Annotated in this window: 9 protein-coding genes and 1 pseudogene; 6 read left to right on the top strand and 4 right to left on the bottom strand. The window is 62.5% G+C overall.

Features of this window, described 5'->3' with window-relative positions; all coding sequences use genetic code 11:
• Positions 1-46: 46 nt before the first annotated feature.
• The 5 genes from RS887_RS25750 to RS887_RS25730 all read left to right on the top strand — a co-directional run bounded on the left by RS887_RS25750 (position 47) and on the right by RS887_RS25730 (position 16,796).
• Entirely contained in the window at positions 47-9,148 is a 9,102-nt protein-coding gene (locus RS887_RS25750) for a non-ribosomal peptide synthetase (RefSeq protein WP_322617589.1), read from the top strand.
• Between the two features lie 40 nt (positions 9,149-9,188).
• Positions 9,189-13,019, top strand: coding sequence for an amino acid adenylation domain-containing protein (locus RS887_RS25745; RefSeq protein ID WP_322617588.1), 3,831 nt, complete (start codon positions 9,189-9,191; stop codon positions 13,017-13,019).
• A complete protein-coding gene (locus tag RS887_RS25740; RefSeq protein WP_322617587.1) occupies positions 13,016-14,659 on the top strand; it encodes a cyclic peptide export ABC transporter in 1,644 nt (547 codons plus the stop codon). The genes RS887_RS25745 and RS887_RS25740 overlap by 4 nt, the downstream gene beginning before the upstream one ends.
• 62 nt (positions 14,660-14,721) lie before the next feature.
• Complete coding sequence (locus RS887_RS25735) at positions 14,722-16,437, top strand: ABC transporter ATP-binding protein/permease (protein ID WP_322617586.1); 1,716 nt, start codon at positions 14,722-14,724, stop codon at positions 16,435-16,437.
• Between the two features lie 65 nt (positions 16,438-16,502).
• Positions 16,503-16,796 (top strand): hypothetical protein, encoded by a 294-nt coding sequence (locus RS887_RS25730; protein WP_322617585.1) that lies wholly within the window; start codon positions 16,503-16,505, stop codon positions 16,794-16,796.
• Positions 16,797-16,811: 15 nt separating this feature from the next.
• On the opposite strand, the gene fhuF is transcribed toward RS887_RS25730, so the two are convergent.
• The 4 genes and pseudogenes from fhuF to RS887_RS25710 all read right to left on the bottom strand — a co-directional run.
• Positions 16,812-17,504 (bottom strand): siderophore-iron reductase FhuF, encoded by a 693-nt coding sequence (gene fhuF / locus RS887_RS25725; protein WP_322617584.1) that lies wholly within the window; start codon positions 17,502-17,504, stop codon positions 16,812-16,814.
• A gap of 515 nt (positions 17,505-18,019) precedes the next feature.
• Positions 18,020-18,622 carry a site-specific integrase gene (locus tag RS887_RS25720; protein ID WP_322617583.1) on the bottom strand — a complete coding sequence of 201 codons (603 nt, stop codon included), beginning with the start codon at positions 18,620-18,622 and terminating at the stop codon, positions 18,020-18,022.
• A 237-nt stretch (positions 18,623-18,859) separates the two neighbouring features.
• On the bottom strand, positions 18,860-19,384 hold the full coding sequence (locus RS887_RS25715) for a DUF4158 domain-containing protein (protein WP_322617582.1): 525 nt from the start codon (positions 19,382-19,384) through the stop codon (positions 18,860-18,862).
• Positions 19,385-19,521: 137 nt separating this feature from the next.
• A pseudogene (locus tag RS887_RS25710) lies at positions 19,522-19,839 on the bottom strand (LysR family transcriptional regulator); the annotation flags it as partial.
• Positions 19,840-20,355: 516 nt separating this feature from the next.
• Between RS887_RS25710 and RS887_RS25705 the strand changes: the two are divergent.
• Positions 20,356-20,898 (top strand): hypothetical protein, encoded by a 543-nt coding sequence (locus RS887_RS25705; protein WP_322617581.1) that lies wholly within the window; start codon positions 20,356-20,358, stop codon positions 20,896-20,898.
• The last annotated feature ends 266 nt before the right edge of the window (positions 20,899-21,164 follow it).

Below are 21,164 nucleotides of genomic sequence, written 5' to 3'. Positions count from 1 at the left end.
CGCGGCGCACGTGCCCCTTCGTATTTCTGGATTGAACACTGCTGCCATGCATGACCAAATCGAAAACATCTATTCGCTGACGCCCCTGCAAAAAGGTCTGCTGTACCACGAGGCCTATGCCCCCGAGTCGCGGGTTTACTACCAGCAGATGAACATCGGCCTGGCCGGTGAGCTGGACATCAACGCCTTCCGCCAGGCTTGGCTGACCCTGATCCAACGCCACGCAGTGTTGCGCACGGCGTTCCTCTGGGAAGAGCTGGACGACGCGTATCAGGTCATTCTCAAGGAAGTCGATCTGCCGTTGCGCGAGGTTGATCTGCGCGGCAACTCCCAAGGGCTTGCTGCCCTGGCGGCCGAGGATCACGGGCAGGCATTCGAACTGGGCGCCGCACCGCTGATGCGCCTGACCCTGGCACGCCTGGACGACCGGAACGGCCAGGCACACTGGTCGCTGCTGTGGACCCACCATCACCTGTTACTCGACGGCTGGAGCGTGGGCTCGCTGCTGGCCGAGTGGCGTGACCTGTATCGCGCCGCACGCCGTGGACAACCGGTGGTACTGGAAACCGTGCGGCCGTTTCAGGATTACGTCGCGTATCTCGGCGAACGCCCTTCGGCGGACGAGTTCTGGCGCAGCCGCCTGGCGGACTTCGCCAACACCACCCGCGTACCCGAACTCGATCCGCGTGGCCTGCTGACGGACCCGGTCGAAGCGCATCTGCCCTGCACCGAACATCAGCAGACACTGGATGCCGCGACCACCGCGCGCCTGAGCGGCTTCGCCCGGGACAACAACCTGACCGTCAACACCCTGTTGCAAGCGGCTTACGCTTACCTGTTGGGTCGCCACAATGGCAGCGACCAAGCCTTGATCGGCGTCACCGTGGCCGGGCGTCCGCAGCGCTTGAGCGGTGTCGAGCGCATGGTTGGGCTGTTCATCAATACCTTGCCGCTGCGCGTGCGCTGGAACGATGCACCCACCGTGGGCCAGTGGCTGGCGGGCATCCAGGACTGGAACGCCGAAATGCGCGAGCACGACCACACGCCGCTGGCCGGTTTGCGCGCCTTGACCGCGTTGCCACCCGGTGGCGAATTGTTCGAAGCGATCATGGTCTTCGAAAACTTCCCGTTCCCCCGGGAGCTGGATCAGATCGACGACAACCTGTTCGGCCTGCCCGATGCCGAACACGCCGCGCCGTTGCGCCACACCGGCGGACGCAACAACTACCCGATGTCGTTGATCGCCTCGATGGAAGGCGACTGCTTGCAGCTGCACCTGGTGCATCAGCGCAAACGCCTGTCCGATGCCGCTGGTGCGCGGCTGTTGCAGCAACTGGTCACGCTGCTCGACGAACTGAGCCGCGATGCCTCTCGGCCACTGGCCGACGTGCCGCTGTGCCCGGCAGAGGAACTGAGCCTGACCCGCACCTGGGGCAACGGTGCAGCCCTTGATTTGCCTGAGGCCCCACTGCACGAACTGATCGCCGCCCAGGCTCGCCGCCATCCGCAGCGTGAGGCGGTGCGCGATGCCAACGCCGCGTTGAGTTACGGAGAACTGCTGGAAGCCTCCAGCGGACTGGCCGGTGCCTTGATCCAGCGCGGTCTGCAACCGGGCGATCGCGTGGCACTGGCCCTGCCCCGGGGCAACGACGCAGTCGTCTCGCTGCTGGCGGTGATGCAAGCTGGCGGCTGCTTCCTGCCGCTGGACCTGGGCCAGCCAGCCTCGCGCCTGGGTGCGCTGATGGCCAGTGCCGACGTGGACTTCATCATTGGCGCGCCGACCTTCGATACCGCTTCTGCGCAGGTGATCGACGTCGCGGCCCGCGCCACCGGTATCGAACTGCCGGCGGTGGATCAACAGGCCTGCGCCTATGTGATCTATACCTCCGGTTCCACCGGCACGCCAAAGGGTGTGCGCTTGTCCCACCGCGCGATCGTCGCCTATGTCAGCGGCATTCTGTCGGAACTGGGTTGCGCCGAGGCGCAACAACCGTGGCGCCATGCGCTGCTCTCGACCCTGGCCGCCGACCTGGGTTACACCCAGTTGTTTGGCGCGCTGGCCAGCGGTGGCAGCCTGTTGCTGGTGGACGATGACACCCGTGCCGACCCGAACGCCCTGGCCCGGCTGTTCAGCGAATTTACCCCGGATCTGGTCAAGCTCACGCCCAACCACCTGCATGGACTGCTGGCGGCTCATTCAGACGCCCATCTGCTGCCCCGTCGCGCCCTGCTGCTCGGTGGCGAAGCGTTGCAAGGTGCCTTGCTGGAAACCGTCCGTTCGCTGCGCCCGGACCTCGCGGTCTACAACCACTACGGCCCGACCGAGAGCGCCGTGGGCATCTGCCTGTCGCGCATCGATCTGCCACTGGCCGGGGTCCAGCCGCTGGGCCATCCACAACCGAACCGCCAGTTGCGTGTCCTCGACAGCCAGGGTCAAGCCTTGCCGGTCGGCGTACCCGGCGAGCTGTGGGTCGGCGGTGAAGGCCTGGCCATCGACTACCTGGGCGACCCGGCACAAACCGCCGCCCGTTTCGCCGCCATCGCCGACCTGCCCCGCGCCTACCGCACCGGCGACCGTGTGCGCTGGCTGGAATCCGGCGAACTGGCGTTCCTCGGGCGCGTCGACAATCAGATCAAGCTACGCGGCTACCGCATCGAACTGGGCGAAGTCGAGGCGCAGATCAAACGCCTGTCGAGCAACATCGAGCAAGTGCTGGTGCGCGTGGTGCAACCAGCCAACGAGACACCGCGCCTGATCGCCTGGCTGGTGGCCAGCACCTCTCTTTCGACCGATAAGCTGCGCTCTGACCTGGCCCTGCGAGTACCGGATTACATGGTGCCGGCGGACTTCATCGCGCTGGACGCGATCCCGCTGAACGCCAACGGCAAGCCGGACATGGCCCGCCTGCCACTGCCCGACGCTCCGGTCAGCCAGGACAGTTACGTGGCGCCGCGTGATGCGGTGGAAATCGCTTTCGCGGAAATCTGGCAGGACGTGCTGCAAGTCGAGCGTGTCGGCATTCATGACAACTTCTTCGCCCTGGGCGGCGATTCGATTCTCAACCTGCAAATCATCGCCCGCGCCCACCAGCGCGGCATGAAGCTGACGCCCAAGCAGCTGTTCGAAAACCGCACCATCGCCGAGATCTCGGCGGTGCTCAGCCAAGGGGCGAACTACAGCCGCGACACCACCAGCGCCGCGCGCAATGTGCCGCTGACAGCGGGTCAGCGTGCCCGCCTCGAAGCCGGGCCGCTGGCGGCTGACTGGCGCTGCGTGGCGCTGCACTCGCCGATCAGCGTCGAGGTGTTGAACCGCGTCGTGCTGGCTTTGCAGAAGCAACACCGGGCGCTGCAACTCGGTTTGGCCGAGCAGGCCGACGGCAGCTGGTTGCAAACACTGCCAACCACGCCGAAACCGGCCGGTGCCAGCCGTCAATCACTGAACATTGACGACTCGAACGCCCTCAATGGTCTGGCCGAAACGCTCTTGGCCACACTGGATCACGCGGCAGGCGAAGGCTGGCACGCGTGCCTGTCGGAACAGGGCGACGCCGTGTTGCTGGTGACCCACGCCCTGCGCCTGGATGCTGCTTCCTGGGCGCTGCTGATGACCGACCTGGCGCTCGCCGTGGCACAAGCGCAGTACGACCGCGCAATCGAGCTGCCCCATCATGGCGGCCATCTGGATGAATGGGCCGAGCTTCAACAGGCCCGCGCCGGCGATGAAGACGGCCTGGAATCGGCCTGGGAATACTGGTTGCAGTACGCCGGTGAAAGCCTCTCGCCTGCCCCGCAAATGGACGCCCCGGTCTCGGCAAGTCGTGTGCGGATTGCCGATTCGCTAAACGCTCGCCTGAACCTGCTGCAACGTCGCAGCCATGCTCCGTGGTCGTCGCTGGTAGCCACCGCCGTCGCCGTGGAGCTGGCGGAACACGGCGCCGCTGAAGACGTCTGGCTGACCCTGGATCGCGGTCGTTGCGAGCGTGCGCGCCTGTCACTCGACAGTCCCCTGAGCCGCACCGACTTCGACCCGGCCACGGTGATTGGCGCCCTGAGCCACGCGGTTCCGCTGCGCCTGAGCGTCGCACCGGCCGCCAGCGCTGCCCAAGCGCTCGCACAGGTCGATGCACAACTGGCCGCCGCGCCACACGCCGGCGACGATTACGGTGTGCTGCGCTACCTGGCCGACAACGACTATCTGCGCGAACCGTTGCTGAGCCTGCCGCAGCCGGCGGTGCATATCGTCATAGCCGGCGAATGGCTGGCCCATGAAGGACCGTTGGGCGAGGTCATCGCCGGCAGCGCGCCGGTCGATACCAGCGGCCTGACCCTGTCCGTCAGCCTGCAACAGGGTCACCTGCAAATCGATTGCCGTGGCCCCGGCGCCGAACACTGGGCCGAGGCACTGGAACAGCGCCTGAATCAACTGGCCGCCGAGGCCGAGCACGCCAGCCCCGGTGCCCATGCGTTCCCATTGTGCCGGGCCGCCGGCCATGACCTGTCCGCCCTGGGCGCCCACTTCGACTGGGCCGGCATCGACGACTTGCTGCCTCTGTCGCCGATGCAGGAAGGCATGCTGCTGCACACCCTGCTGCGTCCCAACAGCGGCATCTATTTGATGCAGCAACGCTATCGCTGGGACGGCGACCTGGACCGCAGCGCCATCGAATACGCCTGGGCGCAGCAATTGGCCCGGCACCCGATGCTGCGCACCGGTTTCTGGTGGCAGGACGGCAAGGCCGCACTGCAATGCGTCTACCGCGACACCGACCCGGCGTTTGCCTGGTACGACTGGCGCGGGCTCGACGAAGCCAGCCGCCAGCGCCAGATGAATGCGGTGCTGGATGCCGAATGCCGCCAGGGCTTCGACATGCGCCGCCCGCCGCTGACCTTCCTGCGGGTGTTCCAGGTCGCCGATCAGGAATTCCTGATCGTGCGCAGTTTCCATCACATCCTCACCGACGCCTGGTGCTTCGGTCTGCTGATGGCCGACCTGTTCGCCCACTACCAGGCGCGCGTCCTCGACCAACCGGTGGCACGTCCGCTGTTGCCGTCGTTCAGCAATTACATCCACTGGCTGCAATGCCAGGACAGCCGCATCACCGAGCAATTCTGGACCCGCGAACTGGCCGGTTTCAGCGCGCCGACGCCGTTGGTGGTGGACCGCCCGGCCGTGGCCGAGCAAGCGGTGGAAGCGGTGGCCAACCTCGACGTCACCCTGTCGATTGCTGACACCCGCGCCCTGACCGCGCTGTGCCAACAGCACCAGCTCACGCCCAACACCTGGATTCAGGGCGCCTGGGCCTTGCTGTTGTCGCGCTACAGCGGCAGCGATGACGTGCTGTTCGGCGTCACCGTGTCGGGTCGTCCGACCGAACTGCCGGGGGTGGAAGACATCGTCGGGCTGTTCATCAACAGCCTGCCGCTACGGGTCAAGGTGGATGATTCGCAAGCCGTGGTGCCGTGGCTGCAAGCGCTGTTCGCGCACAACTTCGAGTTGCGCGCCTACGAACATGCGCCGCTGGTGGATATCCAGCGCTGGAGTGAAGTCGAGCACGGCCGTTCGCTGTTCGACAGCCTGGTGGTGTTTGAAAACGCGCCGTTCGATGCCGGCCTGTCGGACCGTCAGGTAGACTTCAACGTCGACATCTACGAAGACCGGGTGCACACCAACTATCCGATGACGGTGGTGCTGTACCCCGGCGATCGCCTGGGCATTCGCCTGACTTACGATGCCGCACGATTCGACACCGACACCGTGCAGCGCATGCTCGGCCACTTGCGTCAATTGCTCACGCAAATGGTCGCCGAGCCTGAAGCGCCGCTGGGCTCGCTGTCGCTGCTGACGCCGGAAGAACACCAGACCCTGCTGGTGGACTGGAACCGCAGTGAGCTGGATTTCCCGCTGGACCAGACCTACGCGCAGCTGTTCGCCGGGCAAGTGGCGGCGCATCCGCAGCGCATCGCTGCCGTGTGCGGCGATGACAGCCTGACCTATGCCGAACTGGATCAGCGCTCCAATCGCCTGGCCCGTGCGCTGGTCGAGACCGGTGCCGGTCGCGACACGCTCGTGGCTCTGGCCGGCGAGCGCGGCCTGCCGTTGCTGAGCATGATGATCGCTGTGCTTAAGGCCGGCGCGGCCTACCTGCCACTGGATATCAAGCACCCGCCACAACGGCTGTGCGAGATTCTCGAACTGTCCGGCGCGAAGATCCTCATGACCAGCGCCAGTGCCGATCCAGTCATCGAACCGGCGCTGTCCGTCAGCAGCGCAACACCGATGCGCCTGCGCACCGAAGCGCTGTGGTTGGCGGGTGATGCAACGCCATTGAACATCGCGGGCAGCCCGGATGACCTGGCCTACGTGATCTTCACCTCGGGCTCCACCGGCACGCCAAAAGGCGCGATGGTCGAGCAACGGGGAATGCTCAACAACATCTTCGGCAAGGTCCCGACCCTGGGCCTGTCGAACGCGGACCGTATCGCCCAAACCGCCTCCCCGGCGTTCGACATTTCAGTCTGGCAGTTCCTCGCCGCGCCGATCCTCGGTGCCACGGTGCATATTCTGCCGGACGTGATCGCCCACGACCCCGAACGCCTGTTGCAGGCGTTGGAAGATCAACAACTGTCGGTGCTCGAAGCGGTGCCGACCATGATCCGCGCCCTGCTCGACCTGGCCGATGCCGATACACGACTGGCCTCGCTACGCTGGCTGCTGCCGACCGGTGAAGCCCTGCCGCCAGCCCTGGCCCAGGCCTGGCTGAATCGCTTTGCCCATGTGCCGCTGATGAACGCCTACGGTCCGGCGGAATGCTCGGACGACGTGGCCTTCCATCCGTTGACCGAAGTGCCGAGCGAAGCTGGCAATGCCATGCCGATTGGCCGGCCGACCGCCAACAACCACTTGTACCTGGTGGACGCGGCACTGCGTGCGGTGCCGGTGGGCGTACCGGGGGAAATCTGCGTTGGCGGTGTCGGCGTGGGTCGCGGTTACCTCAATGACCCGGAAAAAACCCGGGCGGCGTTTGTCAACCATCCATTCGAACCCGGTGCGCGCTTCTACCGCACCGGCGATCTGGGACGCTGGCGTGCGGACGGGGTACTGGAGTTCCTCGGTCGTCGCGATCAGCAGGTGAAAATCCGCGGTCACCGCATCGAGTTGGGGGAAATCGAAGACCACCTCGGTCGTCATCCGGCCGTGCAGGCAGTGGCGGTAATCGTCAACGCCGACCAGCGTGGCGACCTGCAACTGGTGGCCTACTGGGTTGGCGACGACACCCCGGTGGCGGCGCTGCGCGACTGGCTCGGCCAGCGCCTGCCGTCGTACATGGTGCCCGCCCATTGGCAACAACTGGAGGCTCTGCCGCAGAACGCCAACGGCAAGGTCGACCGCAAGCTGCTGACCGCGCGCACCCTGGACCATCAGGAGCTGAACGAGCAGCGGCCGCTCGGCAGTGAAACCGAGCAGCAACTGGGGGCGATCTGGGCGCAGATTCTCAACCTGACGTCCATCGGCGCCGACGACAACTTCTTCGCCCTCGGCGGACACTCGTTGCTGGCAACGCTGGTGGTGTCGCGGATCCGCAGCCAACTGGCGGTGGAGCTGCCGTTGCGCGCGGTGTTCGATCACCCGGTGCTGGAAAACCTCGCCCGCGCCATCGACAACGCGCACCTGCAAGCGGCGCCTGTCGCCCTGCCGGCAATCACCCAGGCTGCGCGTTCGCAAGCGCTGCCGCTGTCATTCGCTCAACAACGGCTGTGGTTCCTGGAACAACTGAACCCTGGCTCCAGCGGATTCAACATCCCGTTCGCCCTGACCCTGACCGGCGCGCTGAATGTCGAAGCCCTGCGCATGGCGTTCGAGCAACTGGTCGCTCGTCATGAAGTGCTGCGCAGTACCGTGCACAGCGATCACGGCGAACCGTGGCAGCGCATCGAAGCAGCGCAGGCGTTCGACCTGCCGGTCAGCGATTTGCAGCAGGTGTCGGCGCAAGAGCCGGAGATTCAGGCGCAACTGGCCGAGGTCTTCGGCCAGCCGTTCGACCTGACCCAGGCACCGTTGATTCGTGCACGTTTGCTGCAACTGGACGGGCAAACCCACGTGCTGGCCATCGCCATGCACCACATTGCCGTGGACGCCTGGTCCATCGCGCAACTGGTGGAGCAACTGGCTACCGACTACGCCGCGTTCGGCACCACGGCTGCGCGCATCGAAACCCCTGCGCTGCAATATGCCGACTTCGCAGTGTGGCAACGCACGCACCTGCCGGGCCCGGTCTGGCAGCAACAGCTGGGTTACTGGCGCCAGCAGTTGCAGACCAGTCCTGCGCCGTTGCTGTTGCCGGGTGCCCAGGTGCAGGTACAAGGCCACGGCTGCGCCCGTCATCGCAGCCGCCTGCCGGTGTCGCTCGCACAAGCCATCACGCAACTGGCGACGGCACGCGAGGCGTCGCCGTTCATGGTGCTGCACAGCGCGCTGAACGTGCTGCTGCATCAACAGACCGGACGCGAAGACCTGCTGGTCGGCACCGACATCGCCAACCGTCATCATCAACAAACCGAAGACATGGTCGGCTTCTTCGTCAACCAGCTGGTGCTGCGCTGTCGCGTGACACCGCAGCAGACCTTCGCCGAGTTGCTGGGCGATGCCCGGCGCGTGGCGCTGGACGCTTTCGCCCACCAGGACTTGCCGTTCGACGCTTTGGTGGCCGATCTGCTACCGCAGCGCGATGCCCGCTACACACCGTTCTTCCAGGTCAAACTGGTGGTGCAGAACACCCGCCAGCAAGACTTGCAACTGCCGGGGCTGGCGATCAGCGAGCGCGAACTGGCGCCGCAGGCCGCAGATGTCGACCTGCTGATCAACGTGGTGGATGACGGCGAAGGACTGCTGGTGGTCTACGACTACGACACCAGCCGTTACGCCGCTGCCTACATCGAGCTGCTCGACAGCCTGTTCGTCTGCCTGCTCGAACAGCTGGCGCAGAACGCTGAAATCAACGTCGCACAGTTGCTGGAACCACTCAATCAACTGCAACAAGCCTGCCGTGAGCAGGCCCAGGCAGCATTGCGCGAGGCCGGTAGCGCCCGCCAGAGCACGCTGGGCCAGGCCCGTCGCCGCAGTGTTGTGAAGGATGCCGAGCAATGATCGGTTTCCTCAAGTCCCACTTTTTTGTACAGGTCTCAGCATGACTCAGACTCACGAAGACACGCCGTTCGAAGGCTTTGAACTGTCGCCGCAGCAGGCGCACCTGTGGCGCTTGCAACAAGGCCGCCTGACCGCGACGGCGCAACGGGCCACTCTGCGCATTCGCAGCGAACAACCGCTGAACGGCGCAAGGTTGGACAGCAGTTTGCGCGCGCTGGTGCAGCGCCACGAAATCCTTCGTACTCGCTATCAGCAGTTGCCGGGGCTGTCGTTGCCGATGCAGGTGATTGACGATTCGGGCGCTGATTGGCAGGCGTTGGGCATCAAGTTGCAGCTCGATGCCGACGGCCGCGCGGCGACCTTGCAACTGCCCGCGCTGCATCTGGACAGCACCAGCCTCAAATATCTTGGCGAAGAATGGGCCTTGGGTTACCTGCAAGCAGCACCGCAGGACCCGCCACTGCAATACGCCGACTATGCTGCCTGGCGCCAGGAATCAGCGGACGACGAACAGAGTCGGCAGTTCTGGAATGAACAGCTTGGCGCGGTGGTGACCGACGTGCCGTTGCCGTGGCAGCGCTCGACGCCATCCGGGCCACTGGAACCTGGCCGGGTGCAACTGGCGCTGGATGACATCACCCGGCAACGCCTCGATCAAGTGGCAACCGACCTCGGTGTCAGCGCCTGCACTGTCGCGCTCGGCGCCTGGGTCGCGTTGTGGCAACGCTACAGCGAAGCCGAGCGCCTGACGCTGGCCTACGAAAATCAAACGCGCCCGGATGTGCTGGGCGATGCCCTCGGCCTGTTTTCCGAGCCTTTGCCACTGACCCTGGATACCGCGCCCGAACTGTCGTTCGCCGCGCTGTGCCAGCAACTGACCGAGCGAGTCGGCCTGCTCGGCGATGCGCGGGACAGCTATCCGAGCCATCTGGGCAACGTGCCGCCGCTGTCGGGCGTGGGCTTTCGCGAGCTCGCCGAGGCGCCGCACAGTGCCTTGAACGATGCCGGTTGGCAGATCGTCCTGGCTGACAGTGTCAGCGCCGGTTGCGCGTTACTGTTGCAGTATCAGTCGCAGTCATCCGCTGCCCTGTCGCTGCATTTTGACGCGTCACTCTATACAGCGGCGCATATCGAAATTCTCGCCGGGCAACTGCTGAGTGTGATCGAACACGGCGTGCGCGAGCCTTCCACCCGCCTAAGCCGTCTGGCAGCGTGCAGCGCCGCCGAGTTGCAGCGCGTGACCGGCCCGCTCGCTGCCTCACCGATGCTGACGCCAGCCCAGGAGCAGCTGTACGCCGACACTTTCGCCCTGCCGAATCTGGCTGCGTGTTTCTCCCTGGGATCTGCCGCCAATGCCCAGCGCCCGGCCGTCACCGGGCCGAGCGGCACCTTGAGCCATGCCGAACTGGATCAGCGGGTCAGCGCCCTGACCCAGCATTTGCTGGCATTGGACCTTGAGCCCGGAGCACGGATCGCGCATTTCCTGCCGCGAGACATCGATGCCGTGGTAGCGCTGGTGGCGATTTTGCGCGCTGGCGCCTGCTACGTACCCATCGACCCGTCCTACCCCGGCGAGCGCATCGAGCACATCCTGCGCGACAGCCAGGCTCGCCTGGTATTGACCCACCAGGCCCGCGTGCAAGATCTGCCAGCGGACTGGCAGCCTAGCGCGCTGGCAATCGATCAAGCCCTGCCTGCGCATTCGTTCAGGCCCGAGCCAACGGTGGCGCGGGATCAACCGGCCTATCTGATCTACACCTCCGGCAGCACCGGCCAGCCCAAGGGCGTGGTCATCAGCCACGCCAACGCCTTGCACTCACTGGCGGCGCGACTGGCGGGGTATCCGCATCCGGTGGAGCGCTTCCTGCTGCTGTCGTCGTTCGCCTTCGATAGCTCCATCGCCGGGCTGTTCTGGAGCCTGGCCCAGGGCGGTTGCCTGCACCTGGCCAGCGAAACCGAGCAGAAAGACCCGCTGCAACTGGCGCGCCTGATCCGCAACCACGGCGTCTCGCACTTGTTGGCGTTGCCGTCGCTGTACGCCTTGTTGCTGGATGAATTGGGCGACAGCCCGAGCTCGCTGAACACGGCGATTGTCGCCGGCGAAAGCTGCCCGCCCGCCCTGGTCGCCAGCCACTATCGCCGCCAGCCCGACGCACAGCTGTACAACGAATACGGCCCGACGGAAGCCTCGGTGTGGAGCACCGTCACCCTCTGCCAGCCGGACCGGACCGGTGGTTCGGTGCCGATCGGCCATGCGATCGCCCACACGCGGGTGTACATGCTCGACAGCGACGGCGCTCCGGTGGCACGAGGGCTCAAGGGGGAAATTCATATCGCCGGGCCGGGCTTGTCCGAAGGTTATCCGGGCCTGCCGCAGATGACCGCGGAGAAATTTATCCGCGCCACTCATCCTGCGCTCGACGGACAGCGCCTGTACCGCACCGGCGATTTCGCCTGGCAGGACGTGGACGGGCAATTGGTGTTCCTCGGTCGCACCGACTCGCAGATCAAACTGCGCGGTTACCGCATCGAGCTGGGCGAAATCGAAACCGCGCTGTGCAAGGTCAGCGGCGCGAGATTGGCAGTGGTCCTGCTCGACTCTACCCAGGCCGAACCGAGCCTGCGCGCCTTCGTCGAGTCAGCCAATTCCTTGCAAGCCACCGCCGTGCGCGAGTCCCTGGCGGCACTGTTGCCGGCGCACATGATTCCCGCCGACATTCAGTGGCTGGCGCAATTGCCGCGCACCGCCAACGGCAAGGTCGATCATCGCGCCCTGCTCGCCCGTGTACCGAATCGTAGCCTGGCGGCGTATTCAGCGCCCGAAGGGCATGTCGAACAGGTACTGGCGGCCGTGTGGCAAGAACTGCTGGAAGTCGAGGTGATCGGTCGGCATGACGACTTCTTCGCCCTCGGTGGCCATTCGTTGCTGGTGGTGCGCATGACCGCCAGATTGCGCGCCACGCTGGGGATCGAAGTGCCGGTCAACGTGATTTTCCAGCACCCGACGCTGATCGGTCTCGCCGAACAGATGGCCCGGCCCGACGACCGTGCCGCGGTCATCTCCTTGCAGGCCGGTGCCAAAGGCCGCACGCCGCTGTTCTGCCTGCACCAGCCGGCGGGCGGGGTTCATCATTACCTGCCAATGATCGCCGGATTGCCCGATGAGCTGCCGGTGTACGGCATTACCTTGCCCGAATCCCTGCGCCACCAGGACCTCGTCGCACTGGCCGGCGAGTACTTGCCGCAGATCCGCCGGATCCAGGCGCAAGGGCCGTATCGCCTGGGTGGTTGGTCCATGGGTGGATTGCTCGCCCTGGAGCTGACCCGGCAACTGGAGGCACAAGGGCAAACTGTGCAATGGCTGGGCTTGTTCGACAGCACCTTCCACGCCGAGGACGACTCACTGGAGTGGGATGCGTTGTACGCCGTGGTGCAGCAGGAACTGAGCAGTGACAGTCGCCAACGCCTCGCCGCGCTCGACCCGCAATGTCTTACGCAATTGCGCACGGCTACTGCCAGGTCAGGTCGCGTGGATCAACTGCGCTTCGCCCTGCTGCAATGGACGAGCGCCAATGGCCTGACCCTCAATGCCCCGCTGGCTTACGTCGAGCAGACCTTGAACGTGATGGCTGACGCACGCCGCTGGGTCAGCGGGTATTCCGTGCCAACCGTGACCGCGACCCTGAACCTGTGGTGGGCCGGACAGACTCTGGTCGAGCGCCCGGCGCTGCCTGCACAGTGGGACGCGATCAGCCATCGAACCTGTCATCATCACCTGGCCGCCGATCACGAGTCGATCCTCGGGCAACCTGCCTTCCATGAACAACTGAACGAGTCGCTGGCCACGGCCTCGACGGAAACCGCCGCATGAACCTGATTCTTTATCTCTACCGCCAATCGGCGCGCTTGCTGGCCCTGGCCTCGATCACCGGTGCACTGGGTGGCCTGGCCAGTGCCGGGCTGGTGATCCTGATCAACCGCGGGCTGGCCGACCCGACGCAGTTGCCGGAACTGGCCCTGGGCTTTTTCGGGCTGTGCGCCGGCATGCTGCTGAGCAAACTCTGCTCGGAGCTGTCGCTGCTGCACCTGACCCAAAGCGCGATCTTCCAGATGCGCATCGACCTCTCGCGCAAGCTGCTGGCCACCCCGCTCAAACGCCTGCAAGGCATGGGCAAACATCGGCTGCTGGTGATTCTCACCGAGGACGTGCACACCTTCACCGCGGCATTCGAGTGGGTGCCGCTGCTGTTCGTCAATGCCGTGGTGACCCTGGCGTGCTTCGCCTACCTGGCCTGGTTGTCCTGGTCGTTGCTGGCGATCCTGGCGTTGTTCCTGCTGGTCGGCCTGATCGCATTCCACCTGGCCGAACGCGGGCCGTTGAGTCATCTGGAACGGGTGCGCCAACAAAAGGACGTGCTCTACCAGCACTTTCGCAGCCTGATCGAAGGCAGCAAGGAACTGCAGCTCAACAATGCCCGTGGCGAGGCCTTCGTCGAGAAGGTCATCCGTCCGGGTGCCGACGAGTTTCGCGTGCGTTTCCTGCGCGGCATGGCCGGGTATTCGGTGGTGGCGAACCTCGGCACGCTGCTGTTCTACCTCAACCTCGGCGTGCTGTTGTTCGTCGTGCCGTTCTGGCTGCCGCAATCGGCAACCGTACTGGTCAGCTTCACCGTGACCTTGCTGTATCTTGTGCGGCCGATTTCCGACCTGATGATCGCCCTGCCATCGTTGCGCCAGGCGAGCATCGCGCTGAACCGCATTCGCCAACTGGACGCCGAACTGAGCGCCGAAGAAAAAGTGATCACCCTGGCCGCTAATCCATTCGCCAACGAAGGGCCGATGCGCCTGTTACTCAATGGCGCGTGCCACCGTTATCCGGGGGAGCACGAGGACCACCCGTTCATGCTCGGGCCGGTGGACCTGACTCTTGAACAGGGCGAACTGGTGTTCGTGGTCGGTGGCAACGGCAGCGGCAAGACCACACTGTCGATGCTGCTGCTCGGGCTATACGCCCCGGAAAGCGGTTGTGTGGTGCTCAACGGCGTGGAAGTGGACGACGACAATCGCGAGCAATATCGCCAGCACTTCGCCGCCGTGTTCGCCGATTTCCATCTCTTCGAGCACCTGCTGGGTGACGACGGGCCAGGCGCCGAGCATCGCACCGCTGAAGCGACACGCTATGTGAAGGCCCTCGGCCTAGGGCACAAAGTCAGTATCGTCGACGACCGTTTCTCCACCGTGGACCTGTCCACCGGACAACGCAAGCGACTGGCACTGGTATCGGCGTATCTGGACGACAAGCCGTTCTACCTGTTCGACGAATGGGCCGCCGACCAGGACCCGACCTTCAAGCGCGTGTTCTACATGGAGCTGCTGCCAGAGCTGAAAGCGCGGGGCAAGACCGTGATTGTGATCACCCACGACGATGCGTATTTCCAGCAGGCCGACCGTGTATTGAAAGTAGAGAACGGCCGCCTCACCCAGGTCGAAGCCCATGCGGCGTACGCCTGATGCCCCCCTGAGGGAGCTGTTAACCTACCCCGCTTTTTGGATTGCCAATCAGGACGCTTTTGATGTTCATCCAAGACATGATGTTGTTGGCCGCCCCCTACTGGTCGGCGCAAGGCCGTCGTCGCGCCTGGTTGACCCTGGCAATGGCCATGCTGGCGGTGGCCGGGATCATTGCCATCCAGGTGCGCTGGAACGAGTGGAGCCTGGGGTTTTACAACTCGCTGCAAAGCCTGGACGCCGCCGCGTTCGCCTATCACGTGGTCGAGCTGTTGGTCCTCGACGTCGCCTTCATCGCCTGCACCATGGTCAAGTTCCAGGTGCAACAGCGCCTGCTGATCAACTGGCGCGAGAAGCTGACCCAGACCTTCCTCGACAAATGGCTCGACAGCCAGCGCTACTATCGCAGCCGCTTTCACAGCGTGACCTATGACAACCCCGACCAACGCATCGCCGAGGACTGCAGGATCTTCGTCGAGCAGACCCTTGACCTGGGCCTGAACCTGCTGCAGGCGATCATCCTGGTGGTGCTGTTCAGCCTGATCATGTGGCGCATTTCCGGCACCCTGGAATTCGAAGTCGCAGGCCATGCCGTCGCCGTTCCCGGCTACATGTTGTGGCTGGCGCTGATCTACGCCGTGATCGGCAGCGGCATCGCGCACTGGGTCGGCAAACCGCTGATCGACTTGAATTTCCTGCAACAACGCCGCGAGGCGGACTTTCGTTTCGGCCTGACGCGCCTGCGCGAGGACGCGGAAAACGTTGCCCTGTCTCGTGGCCAGGGTTGGGAAAGCCGACAGTTACTGGGGCAGCTCGGGTTGTTGCTGGGCAACTACGCGAAGTTGGTTCGCTCGAAAAAACACCTGTTGGGCATCAATGCGGCCTATGAGCGATTTGCCTTCACCCTGCCACTGTTGCTGGTGTCGCCACGCTTTTTCTCGCGAGAGATTCAACTGGGACAACTGACCCAGATCGCTTCGGCCTTTGGCGAGATCCAGGCCTCCCTGTCATTCCTGATTCACAGTTACCCGCAAATCGCTGAGTGGCGGGCCACCCGGAGCCGTTTGTGCACCTTTTGGCGTGAGCTGGACGCGCTGCCCGCGCCAAACGACCCGGTCAACGGGCCCATCGCAGGACTGAGCCTGCACGATTTTGCGCCATTGAACGAACACGGCCTGCTGCTGTTCGAACCCCTGACACTTTCCCTCGCACCCGGAGATCGGCTGTTGCTGCGTGGCCCATCCGGGGTCGGAAAGACGACCCTGCTACGCTCGCTTGCGGGATTGTGGCCTCGCCATCAGGGCAGAGCAGAACTGGACCGCGAGGCGCTGCTCATCCTGCCGCAGAAGCCCTATCTGCCCGGTGGATCGTTGCATAAATTTCTGCTTGGTACCGATACGCGGGACAGCACCGGGATCGACCCATCACATCTGGATTGGGTACTTGAACTGGCACAACTACAGCACCTGCCCTTGCACGAAAGCGGCGACTGGAGCCGGCGCCTGAGCCCCGGCGAGCAACAACGCCTGGCGCTGGCCCGGGCCCTGCTGATCCAGCCGTCGCTGCTGTTTCTTGACGAAGCCACCTCGGGCCTGGATGAAGCCGCGGAACACAGAATGTACGAAGCACTGGCAGCCAGCACCATGACCGTGGTCAGCATTGGCCATCGCGATAGCCTCGGCGCCTGGCACACCCACGTGGTCGATGTGGTGCCGGCTGTACTACCGGACAGCAATGAGCCGTCAATGTCGTCTAAAGTACAGGGTGCAATCACCTACTGAACCGTGAAGCCCGGTCCTGAGCAGGCCAAGTGCGAAGAAGAGGCAAAAACAAGGGAGGAATGTACATGCATGGCTATGGAATGGTCGGAGATTTACTCCATCTGGCCCTTTATTTACTGAGCATTGGAATACGGGCCATTTTCTGTATCGTTTGTATTTTCAATACCAAACGCCGATTGAAAAGGCTGCTAGGCGCTCATGCGTTGCTGATCGGCCTGCTGTTTTTTCCAGTGCTGCCCGCCACCGTCGTCGGTGGCGCCCTGATCGCCTTCGGTATCGAAAGCCTGGTCTGGAGCCTGTGTATCGCTGGTGTCGGCCTGCCTTTGGCCGGATTGCAGTTCGTGCGGCGATATGCCTGAGTAGCGCTAACTCACTCAATCATTCTGGTAGATGTAGTGCAGGTAACTCACCTGCTCCGCCACTGGCAGGCGGTGCAGCTTGGGGCAGGATTCGCACAACACCGGCGGCTCTCCATTAACCGGCTCGTGCAGCTGGTAATGCAGACAACAATGCCGACGCAATGGCAGTCGGGGGACAACCTCCGGTGCCGGTGATTCGACCATGCGTTGCAGCGCTCGCAGCTTCAGGCGTCCGTCGTTGACGACTGCTTGCTCCAGCCATTGGTGGGCCTCGACGAATCCGTCCCTGGACAAGTCGGCATCCATTCTCGCGAAGGCACCGTCCCAGATAGCAACCATGTTGCCCCACAATATTTTCGGAGCCAGGCCACCGGCGGCGGCCAGGGTGACGAACAGCGGGGTCAGGTGCTCGTGGATCAAGCGCGACCAGTAAGCCGCCCGCTCTTTCGGGGCCAACGTGGCAGGTTGCACAACCAATCTCACGGCCTGGGGTGAACCCTCATCATCGTGCAGCAGCACAGCCTCCCCGCACCAAAAATCGACCGCGCCCTGACGGGTAAGGACGCAGGCGAATGCGGCCGGCAGAACGATGCTCATGTAGTTCATCGACCACTGCGAAACCACGGCCGCACGGTTCACCCCCGGATAAAGCAGGGCGAACCGTGTCAACAAGGGTTGCAGCAAGGCGGGATCGGCAACGCGGTTCAAGGCGATTGAGGGTCGTTCACCCGGTTCATTGCAGATGACCCGCGAAATGGGCGGCCAGGCCTGGTTTAGCCATTCTGGAAATTCGATGACGGGACTCCCGTGACTATCCCTGTTTAATGCAAACGATTAGCATTGACCGATCCTATCCGTCCTCCCTTGCAAACTCAACGTCGCCAGCGACCGGGTCCACAAAGACCTCATGCAAACTCTCCGCAATTTCTGGCGTCTCGTAGGGCCTTACTGGGCCTCGGAAGAAAAGTACCCGGCGTTGTTGTTGCTGGTAATCATCCGTTAGCAAACGAGAGCCATGTCAGTCTGGCAGCGCTAAGCGAATGCAATCTGGTAGTGACTGATCAAATCCACAGCTGACAACACGTGCTGGACTTGTTCAACTTCTATGGCCTCTCACCCGAGAGAGTACAAGGGGTTATGCCGAGATAAAGGAAAATTAGGACGTTCGCTCTGTAAGCACCTGTAATTATGCTGTTTTTATTATTTGCATTTTGAGGTTGAGGCTATGGCTTGCGCCGTAATAACGAGCCCGCCGCGTTTGCCTCGAAGGCTCTGGCCTCTTCGATATAGCCGTGGACGGTGCTGTCGTGCTGCCAGCCACCCTGTCGTTTGATCTCCAGAAAATCCGCCCCAGCCCGATGGGCGCTGGTGGCCAGTCCACGGCGTAGGCTGTGGCTGCTCATCTCGGGCACATACGCCAGCCCTGCGGCTGCGGCGCGTGCCGCCAGGATGGTATTCACGCTGCCCTCATGCAGCGGAGCCTCGCCGATTACACCCCAGCGGCTAATGCGCCGGAACAGCGGCCCCTGCTCGATTTGCGCGGAATCCAACCAGCAGCGTAACGCCTTCGCGGGGCAGCAGACGCTGTCGCCGTACGGGATCGCCTTGTCCAGTCCCTCGCCCTCTTGATCGGTCTTGGAGCGCGGCAGCGTGATCAGCACACCTTCCCGCTCCCACTGCAGGTAGTGCACCTCCAGCATGACCAACTCGCTGCGCCGGAACGCGCCGAAGTACCCCACCTGGAGCAAGGCTGTTGCCGCTGATGCGGAATTGAACCAGTTGCCGACGCAACGCTGACCCGATACCAAACGACGAAAATCCAGCATTGGTAATGGTTCACAAGGCAGCAGCCTGGGTCAGTGAAATTTCGGCAACTGGGTCAATCCTGCGCTGGCGACAACATCTAGCCAACTTAGGTGATCAATCAGCACCTCTAGATGCTTCCGTGAAGGTTTCCGTGGTGCCTGCTTCAATGCATTGAAATCACTCTGACGACGGCCAAAATCCGTCTCCAAAAGCTCTTTCAGCTGGTAGATCACCGCAATGGGGGTTCTGATGACTACTTAATTGTATATTGACTCCAGAGATTCGGCATGAACCCTTTCGGCAAGATCATTGAGGGCTGAGTAAGCGGGAAGCTCGTAATTTTGACGAATCAGCTCCTCGATCACGGAGTTGATGATGTCGGCACGCTGATCAAGCAAGAACGACATTGCTTTGGCGTGGTGCTCAGCGAGGTCTATTGCATCTGACCCATAAAATGCGATCACGCCTAGACGCGCTCGGACGGCACTCATGTGCCGATACTGCTGAAACCACTTGTACTCCGCGAGTTTTACCCTGCTCCGCTGACCTAATTCGCCACGGATGAAATCCACCACCTGATCAGGTACATCGGTAATGTCCGGAAAATATCGAAGTACCTGGAAGGTCTTGAGCAGGACGGCGAGATTGAGGTGAAAGGGGGCCTTGGATTTGCTTCGTACCCACTTGAGCTCCTCATCTGAAAAGGAAAATTCACGCTGTAAATCAGCTCTTGAATATGACTTTGACAGAGTGGGGTACGCCGTGCGCTCTACTGAAGCCATAGGACCTCCTTTCTAGGGGAGTCAGAAAAGATAGCCCAAGCACAGGGGTGGAGCTGGAAATATTAAAAGGCAATTAAAAACATAATGTTACGATCGAAGTGAGTGAATTTTCCCTTTATCTCGGCATGACCCCAACACCCAATATGAAAGGTCGCTTCACTGGCGCATGGATCGAATGCCTGGCTGCGACTCAAGGCGACAGCAATGCTATCGAGCGCTGGCGTCAGGTTGGAAAATATTTCTTCGGCACGTGCAGTTGGCTCCATCACGCGCCCCGAGCGTATGAACAACGGGTCATTGAACATCAACCGCAAACGCCCCAGGGCGCCGCTGATGGTGGGTTGGCTAAGGAACAACTTTTCGCCGACACGACCAACATTTCGCTCATGCATCATGGTTTCGAATACAACCAGCAGATTGATGTCAGCACGACGCAGGTCATTTCTGTTCATCATTTTCGCCACCCAGGCACGAGGCCGTTTAGGTCAGTGGATTTGAACGACGCCTCACCCATTCCATCAAGCCGGAGCGGCGGTGCGCGGTATGTGAACAGGTTATGTACGCGGTCGTGGGACTTCACTCCTACCTCGGGACAGCGCATTAATGCCTTGGCTGTGCTCCTTCATACTTCGGTATGGAAATGTAGGAAACACCCGATGCAGGCCATGGCTCGGCCTCAGCCCTGAGCCGTTGGAAAACGCCAATCAGGACTACGGAATTCACTCCGACGTGTTCCCGTCCTTGCTCAAACCGTTTTTTACCATCAAGGAAAATGGCCTGGCACGAGGCCGCGTTTTTGTCAGCAGCGAGTCGGGCTGAATTCATGCGATACCAAAGTATGGAGCAGGCAAACCCACTGACTAGACGGACGTCCGGAGGTAGGAGTGTCACATGCCCAGCGTGCGCTTAATGTGGTCCTCATCGAAAGGAACACATCGTTGCGCTGCTGCGCGCCCATGAGGACGGTTGCCATGAATCCCCGACAAGTACCGCTCGCCGCCAATCATACGTTTCGTGTCAGCCACTATGGCGCCCACACATCACTGTTCATGGCCGATCGGATCGAATTGGTCGATCTGCTGCAGAATCACCTCTCCACCGCGCTCGATATCCTGGCCCAAGTCAAGCTAGGCCAACAGAAGTTGCGCAATGTCAGCTTCATATCGGTCCAGCAACTGTTCCACCGTATCGCCGGCGCCAACCTCGACTATGCCGAGTTCATCACCCGGCGGATTCGCGACCTCGGTGGTTTCAGTGAGCCCGCGGCGCTGATGAGCGCTCTCTACAGCGACAACGATACTCAGAATTCGCAGCGTTTTGGCTCTTGCATTCAGAGCATTCACCAAGGTGCAAGTCAACTGTGCGCACTGGGTGCAAGACTCAGTTTTTACCGCGACCGCGCCATTGGCGGCAAGGACGACGCCAGTACCCGTTTCATTGAAGAATGTTCGCGGCGTACCGCCCGCTTTACCTCACTGATTCAGGACAACCTTCCCTCGGGGAACACCCCATAAAGAAACACCATCCCTTGTATAGAACCTCCGCCTCAGATGGTGAAAGCCTTTATGGTTGGCATGTAGTTCTCCTGATAGGTTAGAGCAGCGCGGACAGTGGGTCGCCATTGATCGACGATTTGCTTAGCTTTAGGGAGACGCTGATTTATTCAAAAGCCCAGATGTTGACCTCTGACAGATCAAGGCTTTCAGAGCGTTGCTGGGACGAAAAACCGAATAAATCAGCGCCTCCTTAGCGTAGTCCCGAACCAAGCGCGCCCAAACTA

Origin of the sequence: Pseudomonas sp. BIC9C (genome assembly GCF_034541995.1) — a bacterium.
GTDB classification, from domain to species: Bacteria; Pseudomonadota; Gammaproteobacteria; order Pseudomonadales; family Pseudomonadaceae; genus Aquipseudomonas; species Aquipseudomonas fluorescens_CC.
Note: the sequence above shows the minus strand (reverse complement) of the source record. Positions and strands in the feature narration are given on the sequence as shown.